Below are 15,807 nucleotides of genomic sequence, written 5' to 3'. Positions count from 1 at the left end.
GCATGCAAACTTTTTTTATCGCGCCCACCGATTTTGGTGTGGGTCTGACCTCCATCAGCCTCGGGCTGGTGCGTACCTTGGAACGGGCCGGCCTCAAGGTCGGCTTTTTCAAGCCCATTGCCCAGCCCCACCCCGGTGATACCGGCCCCGAGCGCTCCACCGAGCTGGTAGCCCGGACCCACGGCCTGAAGCCGCCACAACCCCTGGGCCTGGCCCATGTGGAGCGAATGCTCGGCGACGGCCAGCTGGATGAATTGCTAGAGGAAATCATCACCCTCTACCAGCAGGCCGCCATCGGCAAGGACGTGCTGATCGTCGAAGGCATGGTGCCGACCCGCAGCGCCAGCTACGCAGCCCGGGTCAACCTGCACCTGGCCAAAAGCCTGGATGCCGAAGTGATCCTGGTCTCTGCTCCGGAAAACGAAGTGCTCACCGAGCTGTCGGGACGGGTCGAGTTGCAGGCGCAGTTGTTCGGCGGCCCGCGAGACCCGAAAGTGCTGGGGGTGATCCTCAACAAAGTGCGTACCGACGAAAGCATGGAGGCGTTCTCCGCCCGTTTGAAGGAGCACTCGCCCTTGCTGCGCAGCGGCGACTTCCGCCTGCTGGGCTGCATTCCCTTCCAGCCGGAACTGAACGCACCGCGCACCCGCGACGTAGCCGACCTGATGGGCGCCCAGGTGCTCAATGCCGGGGACTATGAAACCCGGCGCATGACCAAGATCATCATTTGCGCCCGCACCATGCGCAACACTGTGGAACTGCTCAAGCCCGGCGTACTGGTGGTGACCCCGGGGGATCGCGACGACATCATCCTCGCCGTGAGTCTCGCGGCGATCAACGGTGTGCCCCTGGCCGGCCTGCTGCTGACCAGCGACACCCTGCCCGACCCGCGCATCATGGAACTGTGCCGTGGTGCCCTGAACGCCGGCCTGCCGGTGCTGTCGGTCAGCACCGGGTCCTACGACACCGCCAACCAGCTCAATGGCCTGAACAAGGAAATCCCCATCGATGACCGCGAGCGCGCGGAAATCATCACCGACTTCGTCGCCAGCCACCTGGACGCCAACTGGCTGCACCAGCGCTGCGGCACTCCGCGGGAAATGCGCCTGTCGCCGGCGGTGTTCCGCTATCAGTTGATCCAGCGGGCACAGGACGCCAACAAGCGTATCGTCCTGCCCGAAGGCAGCGAACCCTTGACCGTGCAGGCCGCCGCCATCTGCCAGGCCCGGGGCATCGCCCGTTGTGTACTGCTGGCCAAGCCAGAGGAAGTGCATGCGGTAGCCCGGGCCCAGGGCATCGAGTTGCCCGAAGGCCTGGAGATTCTCGACCCGGACCTGATTCGCGAGCGCTACGTGGAGCCCATGGTGGCCTTGCGCAAGAGCAAGAGCCTCAACGCACCCATGGCCGAGCAGCAACTGGAGGACCCGGTGGTGATCGGCACCGTGATGCTGGCCCTGGATGAGGTGGATGGCCTGGTATCGGGGGTCATCCATTCCACCGCCAACACCATTCGCCCGGCCCTGCAACTGATCAAGACCGCCCCGGGCTGCACCCTGGTGTCCTCGGTATTCTTCATGCTGTTCCCCGAGCAGGTGCTGGTCTACGGCGACTGCGTGATGAACCCGCACCCCAGCGCCAGCGAACTGGCGGAGATCGCCTTGCAGAGTGCCGACTCGGCGGCGGCGTTCGGCATTACTCCAAGAGTGGCCATGATCAGCTACTCCAGCGGCGACTCGGCCAGCGGCGAAGAAGTGGAGAAAGTCCGCGAGGCGACCCTGCTGGCCCATGAAGCCCAGCGTTCGCTGTTGATCGACGGCCCGCTGCAATACGATGCCGCGGCCAACGAAAACGTCGCCCGGCAACTGGCCCCCAACAGCCAGGTGGCAGGCAAGGCCACGGTTTTCGTGTTCCCCGACCTGAACACCGGCAACACCACCCACAAGGCCGTGCAACGCAGTGCCGATTGCGTGAGCCTGGGGCCGATGCTGCAAGGCCTGCGCAAGCCTGTGAACGACCTGCCCCGGGGCGCCCAGGTGGATGACATTGTCTACACCATCGCCCTGACCGCGATTCAAGCCGCCAACCGACCCATGGATGTCTAAATGCTGGAATTTCTACCTGCCGCTGTGCGCGGGATCATCGCCTCGATCCTGCTGGCGCTGAACACCATCCTGCTGTGCTCGTTCCTGTTCTGCGTGGCGATCTGCAAGGCCCTGCCCTTCGCCCTCACCCAGCGCTTCACCCACTGGCTGATGAACCACACCCACGAAGCCTGGATCAGCAACAACAAGGCCTGGATGCAGCTGGTGTGCCGCACTCGCTGGCACCTGCAGGGCCTTGAAGGCCTGGATTACCAGCACTCCTATCTGGTCACCAGCAACCATCAGAGCTGGGTCGACATCATGGTGCTGCAGTACGTGCTCAACCGCCGCATCCGCCCGCTGAAGTTCTTCCTCAAGCAGGAGCTGATCTGGGTGCCGGTGATTGGCCTCGCCTGGTGGGCCCTGGGCTTTCCGTTCATGAAGCGCTACTCCAAGGCCTACCTGGAAAAGCATCCGGAGAAAAAGGGCAAGGACCTGGAAACCACCCGCAAGACCTGCGCGAAGTTCCGCAACAACCCGGTGGGGATCTTCAACTTCGTCGAAGGCACGCGCTTCACCGAAGGCAAGCATGCCCAGCAACAGTCGCCGTTCCGCTACCTGCTCAAGCCCAAGGCCGGCGGCATCGCCTTTGTCCTGGATGCCATGGGCGAGCAATTGCAATCGATCATCGATGTGACCATCCACTACCCCGCTGGCCGGCCCGGTTTCTGGGACCTGCTGTGCGGCAGGGTCAAGGAGGTGGTGGTGCGCTTTGAGGAGGTGCAGATTCCACCGCAGTTCATTGGCAAGAACTACGAGCAGGACACGACCTATCGCCAGGCATTCCAGGGCTGGATCAACCAGCAGTGGCTGGACAAGGACGCGCTGCTGGAAGAACTGCATCGCAAGTATCCGGCAAAGCCCTGAGGGCCTGTTCGCTGGCAGGCCAGCGCCTGCGTAGCTGCACCGTCCTGGCCGGCTGACGCTATCTGCAGCGCACAAAAAAGCCCGCAGCCGATCACTCGACTGCGGGCTTTTGGCTACGGCTTAGATCGCGCCGCGGCTACGCAACAGGTCCAGCACCTGCTTGACGCTCTCTTCCACCGACAGCGCCTGGGTGTCGATCACCAGATCGGCATTCAGCGGTACGTCATAGGGGAAGGATTCGCCCGGGATGTTGTCCCCAGCGGCAGCGTACAGGCCTTGAGGATCACGCTCGGCACACACCGCAGGCGATGCCTGGACGTAAACCGTCAGCAGACGATCCTTGCCGATCAGGTCCTTGGCCTGCTCGCGCCCTTCGGCACTCGGCGCCACGAACGCGGCCAAGGTCAGCAGGCCAGCTTCGTTGAACTGACGGGCCACGTGAGCCGCACGGCGCCAGTTCTCGGTACGCCCGGCACGATCCTGTGGCAGGCCTTTGTTCAAGTCATGCCGCAAGTTCTGGCCATCGAGCACATACACCGCACGGCCCATGTCGAACAGCTTGCGCTCCACCGCATAAGCCAGGGTGCTCTTGCCAGCGCCCGACAGGCCGCTGAACAGCACGGTGGCCGGTTGCTGGCCGAAACGCAGCGCACGCTCCTCAGTGGCCACATGGGCCAGCTTGCCGTGATGGGTGACGCTGCCATGGGCCACTGGCTGGGCGATGATCATGCCGGCGCCGACGGTGCCGTTGGTCAAGCGGTCGATAACGATGAAAGCACCGGTGGTGCGGTTGCTTTCGTAGCCATCCAGGGCAATCGGCGCGTCGAGGCTGATCTTGACCTTGCCGATCTCGTTCAGTTGCAGCGCGCTGGCCGCCCCCTCTTCCAGGGTGTTCACATCAACCTTGTGAGTGATGCTGGCAATCGAACCCGGCACGTAGCTGGTGGCGCGCTTGATGTCGTATTTCTTGCCCGGCAGCATCGGCTCTTCGGCCATCCACACCAGCATGGCTTCGAAGCTGTCGGTGACCGGCGGCACGTTGTCGGCATGCACCAGCAGGTCGCCGCGGGAGATGTCGATCTCGTCTTCCATGGTCAGGGTCACGGCCTGGCCTGGACCTGCCTGCTCCAGCTCGCCCTCGAAGGTGACGATGGACTTGACCCGGCTGCTCTTGCCCGACGGCAGCACCACGACTTCGTCGCCCTTGTGCACGATGCCGCTGGCCAGGGTGCCGGCAAAACCACGGAAGTTCAGGTTCGGACGGTTGACGTACTGCACCGGGAAACGCAGGTCGGTGAAGTTGCGGTCACCCGCCACTTCCACAGTCTCGAGAATTTCCATCAGCGACTGGCCGGTGTACCAGGGCGAACGCTCGCTCTTGTTCACCACGTTGTCGCCCTTGAGGGCCGACATTGGCACGAAGTGCAGGCTGGTGGGCTGGATCTTCAAACCCTGGGCAAACTTCAGGTAGTCGGCCTTGATCGACTCGAACACGCCCTGGTCGAAGTCCTTGAGGTCCATCTTGTTGATGGCCACGACGATGTGCTTGATGCCCAGCAGGGAGGCGATGAAGCTGTGACGACGGGTCTGGGTCTGCACGCCGTAGCGGGCGTCCACCAGGATGATCGCCAGGTCACAGGTGGAAGCACCGGTGGCCATGTTGCGGGTGTACTGCTCATGGCCGGGGGTGTCGGCGATGATGAACTTGCGCTTGGCGGTGGAGAAATAACGATAGGCGACATCGATGGTGATGCCCTGCTCGCGCTCGGCCTGCAAGCCATCGACCAACAACGCCAGGTCGATGTCGTCACCGGTGGTGCCGACCTTCTTCGAATCCCGGGTGATGGCTTCCAGATGGTCTTCGTAGATCATCTTCGAGTCGTGCAGCAGACGCCCGATCAGGGTGCTCTTGCCGTCGTCGACGTTACCGCAGGTGAGAAAGCGCAGCAGCTCTTTGCGTTCGTGCTGGCCCAGGTAAGCGAGGATGTCCTCGCTGATCAAATCAGATTGATGCGACATGACAGCCCCTTAGAAATAACCCTGACGTTTTTTATCTTCCATCGAGCCGGCGCCATCGTGGTCGATGACCCGGCCCTGGCGCTCGGAAGTTCGCGTCAGGAGCATTTCCTGGATGATGTCCGTCAGGCTCTCGGCCTCGGACTCCACCGCGCCCGTCAACGGGTAGCAGCCAAGGGTACGGAAACGCACTTTCTTCTTGACGATGCGGGCTTTCTCTTCATCGGACAGATGCTCGAGGATGCGCTGGTCATCGATCATGATCAGGGTGCCGTTCTTCTCGATCACTTCACGCTCGGCGGCGAAGTACAGCGGCACGATCGGGATGCCTTCCAGGTAGATGTACTGCCAGATGTCCAGCTCGGTCCAGTTGGACAGCGGGAACACGCGGATCGACTCGCCCTTGTTGACCTTGCCGTTGTAGACGTTCCACAGCTCGGGGCGCTGGTTCTTCGGATCCCAGCGGTGCTTGCTGTCGCGGAACGAGTAGACGCGCTCCTTGGCGCGGGACTTCTCTTCATCGCGACGGGCACCGCCGAATGCGGCGTCGAAACCGTACTTGTCCAGAGCCTGCTTGAGGCCCTCGGTCTTCATGATGTCGGTGTGCTTGGCACTGCCGTGGGTGAACGGGTTGATGCCCTGGGCCACGCCATCCGGGTTGACGTGGGTGATCAGGTCCAGCCCCAGCTCCTCGACCATGCGATCGCGGAACTTGTACATTTCCTGGAATTTCCACTGGGTATCGACGTGCATCACCGGGAACGGCAGCTTGCCGGGGAAGAACGCCTTGCGGGCCAGATGCAACATCACGGCGGAGTCTTTACCGATGGAGTACAGCATCACCGGGTTGTCGAACTCGGCGGCCACCTCGCGGATGATGTGGATGCTTTCCGCCTCCAGCTGTTTCAGATGCGTCAGTTTGTCGACCATGGCTACTCACGAAAGCTTTCTTATGGACGGCCAGCGGGCCGTGTTCGAGCGGGGCATGCTAGCACAGCGACCTGCTTCTAATCAGGACGCCAACTAGAACGAAACGGTATATGAATATACCGCTCCGTTAGCCCCCAAACGCCCCTCTGTAGGAGCTGGCTTGCCAGCGAAGGCACTTTCAAGCGCACCTCAGGGCTGAAGATCTTTTTGCCGGCAAGCCGGCTCCTGCACGGGGTCAGATCGGGTTGGGGCAGTCGATGAACAGGTGCTCCAGGGCGAAGCGCCGGGCCAGGTAGTCGCCCAGGGCCTGGACGCCATAACGCTCAGTGGCGTGGTGACCGGCAGCAATGAAGCTGATGTCGTTTTCCCGGGCGCTGTGGAAGGTTTGTTCCGAAGCCTCACCACTCAGGTACAGGTCAACGCCGGCCTGGACCGCCTGGTCGATGTAGCCCTGGCCGCCACCGGTGCACCAGCCGACCCGACGAATCATCTCGCTGCCTTCGATCAGCAAGGGTTCGCGGCCCATCACTTCTTGCACCCGCCGGGCAAAGTCCCGCGCCGTCATGGGTTCGTTGAGGGAACCGACCAGACCGACGACCTTGGGGTTCTCCGGGTCCAATGGGCCTTCGACGGTGATATCCAACTGCCGGGCCAACTGCACGTTGTTGCCCACCTCCGGGTGCAGGTCCAGGGGCAGGTGATAGGCCAAGAGGCTGATGTCGTGCCTGAGCAGGGTTTTCAACCTACGCTGCTTCATTCCGGTGATGCAGGGGTTCTCGCCTTTCCAGAAGTAGCCGTGATGCACCAGCACCAGATCGGCCTTGGCCTCCACGGCTGCGTCCAGCAACGCCTGGCTGGCGGTCACGCCACTGACGATGCGCATCACCTGCGGGCGTCCTTCGACTTGCAAACCATTGGGGCAATAGTCGGCGATGCGTGAACTGCCCAGGTAGCGGTCCGCTTCTTCCACCAGTGTGCTCAGGGCAACGGCCATAAAAGACTCCTAAATATCCCGTTCAGAGGCGCGCGCGGCCTCGTATAATGCGCGACATTATGGGCCGTACGCAGCCCTTCGTAACCACCCAGGACTTGCTCAATGCTCAAGGCTCTGCGTTTTTTTGGCTGGCCGCTACTGGCCGGCGTGCTTATCGCGTTGTTGATTATTCAGCGTTATCCGCAATGGGTCGGGCTACCCAGCCTGGACGTCAACCTGCAGCAAGCTCCGCAAACCACCAGCACCCAGCAGGGGCCAGTCTCCTACGCCGATGCGGTACTGATTGCCGCGCCCGCGGTGGTCAACCTGTACACCACCAAAGTGATCAACAAACCCGCGCATCCGCTGTTTGAAGACCCGCAGTTCCGGCGTTTCTTCGGCGACAACCTGCCCAAGCAGCAGCGCATGGAGTCAAGCCTGGGTTCCGGGGTGATCATGAGCCCCGAAGGCTACCTGCTGACCAACAACCACGTGACTTCCGGCGCCGAGCAGATCGTGGTGGCGCTCAAGGATGGCCGTGAAACCCTGGCAAGGGTCATCGGCAGCGATCCGGAAACCGATCTGGCGGTACTCAAGATCGACTTGAAAAAACTGCCTTCGATCACCGTCGGCCGCTCGGAAAACGTCCGTGTCGGTGACGTCGCCCTGGCCATCGGCAACCCGTTCGGGGTCGGCCAGACCGTGACCATGGGCATCATCAGCGCCACCGGGCGCAACCAGCTGGGCCTGAACAACTACGAAGACTTCATCCAGACCGATGCCGCGATCAACCCAGGCAACTCTGGTGGTGCATTGGTAGACGCCAACGGCAACCTGACCGGGATCAACACCGCCATCTTCTCCAAGTCCGGCGGTTCCCAGGGCATCGGCTTCGCGATCCCGATCAAACTGGCCATGGAGGTGATGAAATCGATCATCGAGCATGGCCAGGTGATCCGTGGCTGGCTGGGCATCGAAGTGCAGCCGCTGACCCAGGAGCTGGCAGAGTCCTTCGGCCTGGCCGGGCGGCCTGGAATCGTGGTGGCCGGGATCTTCCGCGACGGTCCGGCGCAGAAGGCCGGTATGCAGCTGGGTGATGTGATCCTCAGCATTGACGGCGAACCCGCCGGCGATGGTCGTCGTTCGATGAATCAGGTGGCGCGGATCAAGCCGACGGACAAAGTCTCGATCCAGGTCATGCGCAACGGCAAGGAACTCAAGCTGACCGCAGAAATCGGCCTGCGTCCGCCGCCCGCACCGGTCAAAGAAGAAGAGTGAATGTGCGCCCGGCCATGCCGGGCTAACAACATACATTCTCATCAGTCATGTTATATTGTTTCAATATTGCTATTGGAACAGCCCGATGACGTCCCGAAAAATCCTCCCCTTGGCAGGCCTGACCCTAGGCCTGCTGGCAGACCCGCTGCTTGCCGAAGAACCGCAGTCGCTGGAACTTGAAACCACCCGCATCACCACCGAATACGAGTCTGCCAGCGGCCCGGTCAAAGGTTACCGGGCCACTCGCTCGGCCAGCGCCACCAAGACTGACACGGCAATCCGCGATATCCCGCAGTCCATCAGCGTGATCCCTGCCAGCGTGCTCAAGGACCTGGGCAGCAGTAACGTCGAGCGGGCCCTGGAGTTCGCCGGAGGGGTCTCCAAGCAGAACAACTTCGGCGGCCTGACCCTGTATGAATACAGCGTGCGCGGCTTCACCACCTCGGAGTTCTACAAGGACGGTTTCAGCGCCAATCGCGGTTATCCCAGCACCCCGGATGCGGCCAATATCGAGCGCATCGAAGTGCTCAAGGGACCGGCGGCCAGCCTTTATGGCCGGGGCGATCCCGGCGGTACGGTGAACATCGTCACCAAGAAACCTCAGCCCGAAGCCTTCGCCACCCTGCAGACCAGCGCCGGCAGCTGGGACCGCTACCGCACTGCCCTGGACCTCAACACCCCGCTGGATGACCAGGGCAACCTGCTGTCCCGGGTCAACCTGGCGGTGGAGGACAACCACAGCTTCCGCGACCATGTGGACAGCCGCCGGTTGTTCGTCGCCCCTTCCTTCAGTTGGCAGCTGAACCCGGACACCAGCCTGCTGGTGGAGAGCGAGTTCGTGCGCCACAGCTCGACCTTCGACCGCGGCATCGTCGCGCCCAACAATCGCTGGAGCGGCGTCTCGCGCTCGACCTTCCTCGGTGAACCCAACGACGGCAACATCGACAACCACAACACCATGCTCCAGGCCGCCCTGGAACATCACCTCAACGACAGCTGGAAGCTGCGCCTGGCCAGCCACTACAAGGAAGGCAAGTTGTGGGGCTTCGCCTCGGAAACCCGCCCGCTGAATGCCGACCAGCACACCGTCAACCGGCGCTATCGCGAGCGCGACAACAACTGGCACGACAGCATCACCCAACTGGAACTGCGCGGCCTGTTCGACATCGGCAGTTGGCAGCACGAGCTGCTGATCGGCAGCGAATACGAGAACTACCGCAAGAACGAGCGGGTCACCACCATCGCCGGCGGCGCCTACGCTGTCGACATCTACGACCCGATCTACGGCCAGGCCAAGCCCAACGGCAAACGTTCCGGCACGGATTTTTTCGAACATGTCGAAAGCCAGGCCCTCAACCTGCAGGACCAGATTGTCTTCAACGACCGCTTGCGCGGCATGCTCGGCGCCCGCTTCGAACATTTCGAGCAACGGATCGACGACCACACCACCGGCAAACGCAGCCGCCAGAGCCACGACGCCCTGACCCAGCGCGCCGGCCTGCTGTATCAACTGACTCCGCAGTTGGGGCTGTTCGCCAACGCCTCCACCTCGTTCAAGCCCAACAACGGGCTGGATGCGGCCGGCAAGACCTTCAAACCCGAGGAAGGGGTCGGTTATGAAGTGGGGATCAAGAGCGAGCTGTTCGACGAACGCCTGAGCGCCACCCTCGCCGCCTTCCATATCGACAAGGAAAACGTCCTGGCCCTGGACCCCGGCACCGACTCCAGCCGCGCCGTGGGCAAGGCCCGCAGCCAGGGCTTCGACGTGCAAGTGACCGGCCAGTTGACCGATGCGGTGCGGGTGATAGGTGCCTATGCGCTGATCGATGCCGAGGTCACCAAGGGCGATCGGGCGATCCCCGCCGGCAGTCGCATACTCGGTGTGGCCAAGCACAGTGGCAGCCTGTTGGGCGTCTATGAGTTCCAGGACGGACGACTCAAAGGCTCGGACGTCGGCGCCGCCCTGACCTACGTCGGCGATCGCTCGGGCGAGGCCGGAGGCCGCTTCGAGTTGCCCGCCTACCGCACCCTGGACCTGCTGGCCCACTACAAGGCCAGCGACAACCTGACCCTGGGCCTGAACCTGAACAACCTGTTCGACGAGAAGTACTACGAGCGCTCCTACAGCAACTACTGGGTCAACCCCGGCGAGCCGCGCAACTTCACCGTCAGCCTGACACTCAACCTGTAGCCGGAAATCGCCATGCACAACCTCAAATCAATCGCCCTGCTGGGCCTGCTCGCCACCCTGGGTACAACCCAGGCCTCGGCCCACGGTCTGTGGACCGAACAGCGCCGCGGCAATATCGAAGTGATCTACGGCCACGGCGCCGAAGACGACGCCTTCAAGGCCAAGAAGGTCAGTGGTGCCTGGGCCTACGACGCCGCAGCCAGAATGATTCCGGTGACCGTGCAACGCCTGGCCGACCACGCGCGCCTGCAACCACTCAAGCCACCGGCGGTGCTGGCCGTGGCGCTGGACAACGGTCCGTGGTCGCAAACGGCGGACAAACGCTGGGTCAACCAGGGGCGCAGCAAAGTCCCGGGGGCCATCGCCTCGACTCACACCTTCAAGTACAGCCTGGCGATCTATCAAGCGGGGGCGAAGCTGCCCAAGCTGGAACAGCTCAAGCTGCTGATCCTGCCGGAAGTCGACCCGCTGACCGTGGGCCAGGGCAACCGCCTGCCGGTGCGGGTACTGCTGGATGGGCGGCCCGTGGCTGGGGTCAAGTTGATCGGCGATTACCGCAATGCACCGAGCACCCTGAGCACCGAAACCGATGCCCAGGGACGCGCTCAAGTGTTGGTGAGAAATGAAGGCTTGAACGTGATTGCCGCAGAGCTTGAAGTGCCGCTCAAGGACGATCCGGATGTGGCTTCACGCGGCCTGTTCAGCTCCCTGACCTTCCTCGGCGAGCCGCACCACGAGTGAGAGCAGCCCGGGGCTGCAGCTACAAGCGGCAAGCTTGTAGCTACAAGCGAGAGGCTCCAAGCATTGGCTCTGGGCTTCTAACTTAAAGCTGCCCCAATCCGTCGATCAGCGCCTGGTTCTGCTCCGGCGTGCCGATGCTGATGCGCAGGAATTGGGCGATCCGTTCCTGCTTGAAGTGACGCACTATCACCCCTTGCTCACGCAGCTTGGCCGCCAGGCCGGCTGCGTCGTGCTGGGGGTGGCGGGCAAAGATGAAGTTGGCCGCCGACGGCAATACTTCAAAACCCTTGGCCTGCAACTGCGCCACCACCCACTCACGACTGTCGATCACCCGTTGGCAGGTCTTGGCAAAGTACTCGCGGTCCTCGAAGGCCGCCGCTGCACCCACAATGGCCAGGCGATCCAGAGGGTAGGAGTTGAAGCTGTTCTTGATCCGCTCCAGGGCCTCGATCAGGTCCGGATGCCCCACAGCCAGGCCCACCCGCAGGCCGGCCAGGGAGCGCGACTTGGACAGAGTCTGGGTCACCAGCAGGTTGGGGTAGCGGTCCACCAGACTGATGGCAGTCTGGCCACCGAAGTCGATATAGGCTTCGTCCACGACCACCACCGAATCCGGGCTGGCCTGGAGGATCTGCTCCACGGCGTCCAGGGCCAGCAAGCAGCCGGTGGGCGCATTCGGGTTGGGGAAGATGATCCCGCCGTTGGGCTGAGCGTAGTCGGCCACACGGATCTGGAACTGTTCATCCAGGGGCACCGCCTGGTAGTCGATGCCGTACAGGCCGCAGTACACCGGATAGAAGCTGTAGCTGATGTCCGGGAACAGCAGCGGCTTATCCTGCTGCAGCAGGCCATGGAAAATGTGCGCCAGGACTTCGTCGGAACCGTTGCCGAGGAATACCTGATTGCCCTGCACCCCGTAATAGCGGGCCACCGCCTGCTTGAGCAGGTCGCTGTTGGGGTCGGGATACAGGCGCAGGTTGTCATTGAGCTCGGCCTGCATCGCCGCCAGGGCCTTGGGCGACGGGCCATAGGGGTTTTCGTTGGTGTTGAGCTTGACCAGATTGGTCAGCTTGGGTTGTTCGCCCGGCACATAGGGCACCAGGTTCTTGACGAACGGACTCCAGAATTTGCTCATGTTCATTGCCCCTGATCTTGGTCGTCGACGATGCGGTATTCGGCGCTGCGGGCGTGGGCGGTCAGCGACTCGCCACGGGCCAGAACCGAGGCGGTCCGCCCCAGCTCGGACGCGCCCTGCTCGGAGCAGAAAATGATCGACGAGCGTTTCTGGAAGTCATACACCCCCAGCGGTGAGGAGAAACGCGCAGTACCGGACGTCGGCAGCACGTGGTTCGGCCCGGCGCAGTAATCGCCCAGCGCCTCGGAGGTGTGACGGCCCATGAAGATCGCCCCGGCGTGGCGGATCTGCGGCAGCCAGGCTTGCGGGTCGGCCACCGACAACTCCAGGTGCTCGGGGGCAATGCGGTTGGCCACGTCCATGGCTTGCTGCATGTCGCGAACCTGGATCAGCGCGCCGCGGCCGTTGATCGAGGTGTTGATGATTTCTGCGCGCTCCATGGTCGGCAGCAGCTTGGCGATGCTCGCCGCCACCTTGTCGAGGAACTCGGCGTCCGGGCTGACCAGGATTGCCTGGGCGTCTTCGTCGTGCTCAGCCTGGGAAAACAGGTCCATGGCGATCCAGTCCGGATCGGTCTGGCCGTCACAGACCACAAGGATCTCCGAAGGACCGGCGATCATGTCGATCCCGACCTGGCCAAACACGTGGCGCTTGGCGGTGGCCACATAGATGTTGCCTGGGCCGACCACCTTGTCCACCTGGGGCACGCTTTCGGTGCCGTAGGCCAGCGCGGCCACGGCCTGGGCGCCACCGATGGTGAACACCCGGTCAACCCCGGCGATGCAGGCAGCGGCCAGTACCAGCTCGTTGACTTCACCGCGGGGGGTCGGCACCACCATCACCACCTCGGTCACGCCCGCCACCTTGGCCGGGATCGCGTTCATCAGCACCGATGACGGGTAAGACGCCTTGCCCCCCGGTACATACAAGCCGGCGCGGTCCAGCGGCGTAACCTTCTGGCCCAGCACCGTGCCGTCGGCTTCGGTGTAGCTCCAGGAGTCCTGTTTCTGCTTCTCGTGGTAGCTGCGCACCCGCGCCGCGGCCTTTTCCAAGGCTTCGCGCTGGGCCACGGTGATTCGGGTCAGGGCCAGTTCCAAGCGCTCGCGAGGCAGGATCAGGTCGGCCATGGAGGCCACTTGCAGGCCGTCGAAACGCTGGGTGAACTCCACCAGCGCCGCATCGCCGCGCTCGCGCACGGCCTTGATGATGTCCAGCACCCGCTGATTGACCGAATCGTCAGAGACACTTTCCCAGCTCAGCAGATGATCCAGATGACGGGCGAAATCCGGGTCGGCAGCGTTGAGTCGGCGAATTGCAGTCGGAGCGGTCATAGCGAAGGCCTCAATGATTGGCGAGTGCACAAAAGGGCAAGCTTGGATTTGCAAAGCTCAGGCGCCGCAAGACTACCAAGCCATCCGCGTGGGCACCTGAGCATTCTGGCTATGACGCGGATAGATGGGCGCGGCTCAAGGCCACGCATGTGAGTCAGCCGCGGTGTCGCGATTCCACTGCCTTGCGCAGGGTATCGATCAACGCCTGGATACGGGCGTGCTGCATCTTCATCGATGCCTTGTTGACCACCAGGCGGGAGCTGATGGTGGCGATCAGTTCCTGGGGCTCCAGACCGTTGGCCCGCAGGGTGTTGCCGGTGTCGACCACGTCGATGATCTTGTCCGCCAGACCGATCAGCGGCGCCAGTTCCATCGAGCCGTAGAGCTTGATGATGTCGACCTGACGGCCCTGCTCGGCGTAATAACGCTTGGCGACGTTGACGAACTTGGTGGCCACGCGCAGGCGCCCCTTGGGTTCGACGGCGCCAATCGCACCGGCGGTCATCAGCTTGCACTGGGCAATCTGCAGGTCCAGCGGTTCGTACAGGCCCTGGCCTGAGTACTCCATCAGGACGTCCTTGCCGGCCACCCCGAGGTCGGCGGCGCCATGCTCGACATAGGTCGGTACGTCAGTGGCACGCACGATCAGCAGGCGAACGTCGTCCTGGGTCGTGGGGATGATCAGTTTGCGGCTCTTGTCCGGATTCTCGGTTGGCACGATGCCCGCTTCAGCCAGAAGCGGCAGCGTGTCGTCGAGGATACGGCCCTTGGACAGTGCGATGGTCAACATGAGTAACGTAAGTCCTTATGCGGCGACTGATGCCCGGACGCAAACGGCGCCAGACATGCGTCGAGCCTGAAGACAGGCTCGACGTGGAACTGATTCAGCGTTGGGCACCTCCCTGTGCCCGTCATGCAACTAGCCCGGTACGCGGCGGATCTTGGCGCCGAGCATCTGCAGCTTCTCTTCGATGCACTCGTAACCACGGTCGATGTGGTAGATGCGGTCGATCAGGGTGTCGCCTTCGGCCATCAGGGCCGAGATCACCAGGCTGGCCGAGGCCCGCAGGTCGGTGGCCATGACTGGCGCGCCCTTGAGGATCTCGGTGCCGGTAACGATCGCGGTGTTGCCTTCGACCTGGATCTTGGCGCCCATGCGGTGCAGCTCGTACACGTGCATGAAGCGGTTTTCGAAAATGGTCTCGATGACCGCCCCCGTGCCTTCGGCAATCGCGTTCAGGGAAATGAACTGCGCTTGCATGTCGGTCGGGAACGCCGGGTACGGAGCAGTACGCACGTTGACCGCCTTGGGGCGCTTGCCATGCATGTTGAGCTCGATCCAGTCGCTGCCGGTGGTGACTTCGGCGCCCGCTTCCTTGAGCTTTTCCAGAACGGCTTCAAGGATGGTCGGATCGGTGTCCTTGACCTTGACCCGGCCGCCAGTGACGGCTGCGGCCACCAAGTAGGTACCGGTTTCGATACGGTCAGGCATCACTTTGTAGATCGCCGAATGCAGACGCTCGACGCCATCGATGGTGATGGTGTCGGTGCCAGCACCGGAAATCTTCGCACCCATGGCGATCAGGAAGTTCGCCAGGTCGACGACTTCAGGTTCGCGGGCGGCGTTCTGCAGCACGCTGCGGCCCTTGGCCAGGGCAGCGGCCATCATGATGTTCTCGGTACCGGTCACACTCACGGTATCGAAGAAGAAGTTGGCACCGCGCAGGCCGCCTTCAGGCGCCTTGGCCTTGATGTAGCCGCCCTCGACATCGATCACCGCGCCCATGGCTTCCAGGCCGCGAATGTGCAGGTCCACTGGACGCGAACCGATGGCGCAACCGCCTGGCAGGGCCACTTCGGCTTCGCCGAAACGGGCAACCATCGGGCCCAGTACCAGGATCGAGGCGCGCATGGTTTTCACCAGCTCGTACGGCGCCACCAGGGTCTTGATGGTGCGTGGATCGATTTCGACGCTCAGTTTCTCGTCGATCACCGGCTCGATGCCCATGCGACCGAACAGTTCGATCATGGTGGTGATGTCGTGCAGGTGCGGGAGGTTGGCCACGGTGACCGGGCCATCGCACAGCAGGGTTGCTGCCAGAATCGGCAGCGCGGAGTTCTTGGCCCCGGAAATGCGGATCTCGCCATCAAGGCGAACGCCGCCGGTAATAATCAATTTATCCATAACAGTCTCGACGCCCTTG

At 62.7% G+C, this 15,807-nt stretch carries 12 protein-coding genes; 5 read left to right on the top strand and 7 right to left on the bottom strand.

Features of this window, described 5'->3' with window-relative positions; all coding sequences use genetic code 11:
- Nucleotides 1-2 precede the first annotated feature (2 nt).
- Nucleotides 3-2,102, top strand: coding sequence for a phosphate acetyltransferase (gene pta / locus PQT43_RS00995; RefSeq protein ID WP_272753397.1), 2,100 nt, complete (start codon nucleotides 3-5; stop codon nucleotides 2,100-2,102).
- A complete protein-coding gene (locus PQT43_RS00990; RefSeq protein WP_272753396.1) occupies nucleotides 2,103-3,008 on the top strand; it encodes an acyltransferase in 906 nt (301 codons plus the stop codon).
- A 120-nt stretch (nucleotides 3,009-3,128) separates the two neighbouring features.
- Here PQT43_RS00990 and cysN read toward each other — a convergent pair whose 3' ends face one another.
- From cysN to PQT43_RS00975, 3 genes are all read right to left on the bottom strand, one after another.
- Nucleotides 3,129-5,027 carry a sulfate adenylyltransferase subunit CysN gene (gene cysN / locus PQT43_RS00985; protein ID WP_110653379.1) on the bottom strand — a complete coding sequence of 633 codons (1,899 nt, stop codon included), beginning with the start codon at nucleotides 5,025-5,027 and terminating at the stop codon, nucleotides 3,129-3,131.
- A 9-nt stretch (nucleotides 5,028-5,036) separates the two neighbouring features.
- Nucleotides 5,037-5,954: a sulfate adenylyltransferase subunit CysD gene (gene cysD / locus PQT43_RS00980; RefSeq protein ID WP_102861165.1), complete on the bottom strand. Its 918-nt coding sequence runs from the start codon at nucleotides 5,952-5,954 to the stop codon at nucleotides 5,037-5,039.
- A gap of 235 nt (nucleotides 5,955-6,189) precedes the next feature.
- Nucleotides 6,190-6,948, bottom strand: coding sequence for a Nif3-like dinuclear metal center hexameric protein (locus tag PQT43_RS00975; RefSeq protein ID WP_272753395.1), 759 nt, complete (start codon nucleotides 6,946-6,948; stop codon nucleotides 6,190-6,192).
- 102 nt (nucleotides 6,949-7,050) lie between these two features.
- Here PQT43_RS00975 and algW point away from each other — a divergent pair, with 102 nt between their 5' ends.
- From algW to PQT43_RS00960, 3 genes are all read left to right on the top strand, one after another.
- Nucleotides 7,051-8,205, top strand: coding sequence for a Do family serine endopeptidase AlgW (gene algW, locus PQT43_RS00970; RefSeq protein ID WP_102878381.1), 1,155 nt, complete (start codon nucleotides 7,051-7,053; stop codon nucleotides 8,203-8,205).
- Between the two features lie 85 nt (nucleotides 8,206-8,290).
- Entirely contained in the window at nucleotides 8,291-10,396 is a 2,106-nt protein-coding gene (locus PQT43_RS00965) for a TonB-dependent siderophore receptor (RefSeq protein ID WP_102878380.1), read from the top strand.
- Between the two features lie 12 nt (nucleotides 10,397-10,408).
- The gene (locus PQT43_RS00960) at nucleotides 10,409-11,137 is read left to right on the top strand and encodes a DUF4198 domain-containing protein (protein ID WP_253083664.1); all 729 of its coding nucleotides are present in this window, start codon (nucleotides 10,409-10,411) and stop codon (nucleotides 11,135-11,137) included.
- 82 nt (nucleotides 11,138-11,219) lie between these two features.
- Here the strand turns inward: PQT43_RS00960 and hisC are convergent, their stop codons facing one another.
- The 4 genes from hisC to murA form a co-directional block, all read right to left on the bottom strand.
- On the bottom strand, nucleotides 11,220-12,272 hold the full coding sequence (gene hisC / locus PQT43_RS00955) for a histidinol-phosphate transaminase (RefSeq protein ID WP_272753394.1): 1,053 nt from the start codon (nucleotides 12,270-12,272) through the stop codon (nucleotides 11,220-11,222).
- Nucleotides 12,273-12,274: 2 nt separating this feature from the next.
- Nucleotides 12,275-13,603, bottom strand: coding sequence for a histidinol dehydrogenase (gene hisD / locus PQT43_RS00950; RefSeq protein WP_047283941.1), 1,329 nt, complete (start codon nucleotides 13,601-13,603; stop codon nucleotides 12,275-12,277).
- A 154-nt stretch (nucleotides 13,604-13,757) separates the two neighbouring features.
- A complete protein-coding gene (gene hisG, locus PQT43_RS00945) occupies nucleotides 13,758-14,393 on the bottom strand; it encodes an ATP phosphoribosyltransferase (protein WP_016968619.1) in 636 nt (211 codons plus the stop codon).
- Between the two features lie 129 nt (nucleotides 14,394-14,522).
- Nucleotides 14,523-15,788: a UDP-N-acetylglucosamine 1-carboxyvinyltransferase gene (murA, locus tag PQT43_RS00940; protein WP_102861160.1), complete on the bottom strand. Its 1,266-nt coding sequence runs from the start codon at nucleotides 15,786-15,788 to the stop codon at nucleotides 14,523-14,525.
- Nucleotides 15,789-15,807: the final 19 nt, after the last annotated feature.

Source organism: Pseudomonas sp. BLCC-B112, assembly GCF_028550695.1.
Classification (GTDB): Bacteria; Pseudomonadota; Gammaproteobacteria; order Pseudomonadales; family Pseudomonadaceae; genus Aquipseudomonas; species Aquipseudomonas danubii.
This window is presented reverse-complemented; position numbering and strand designations above follow the sequence as displayed.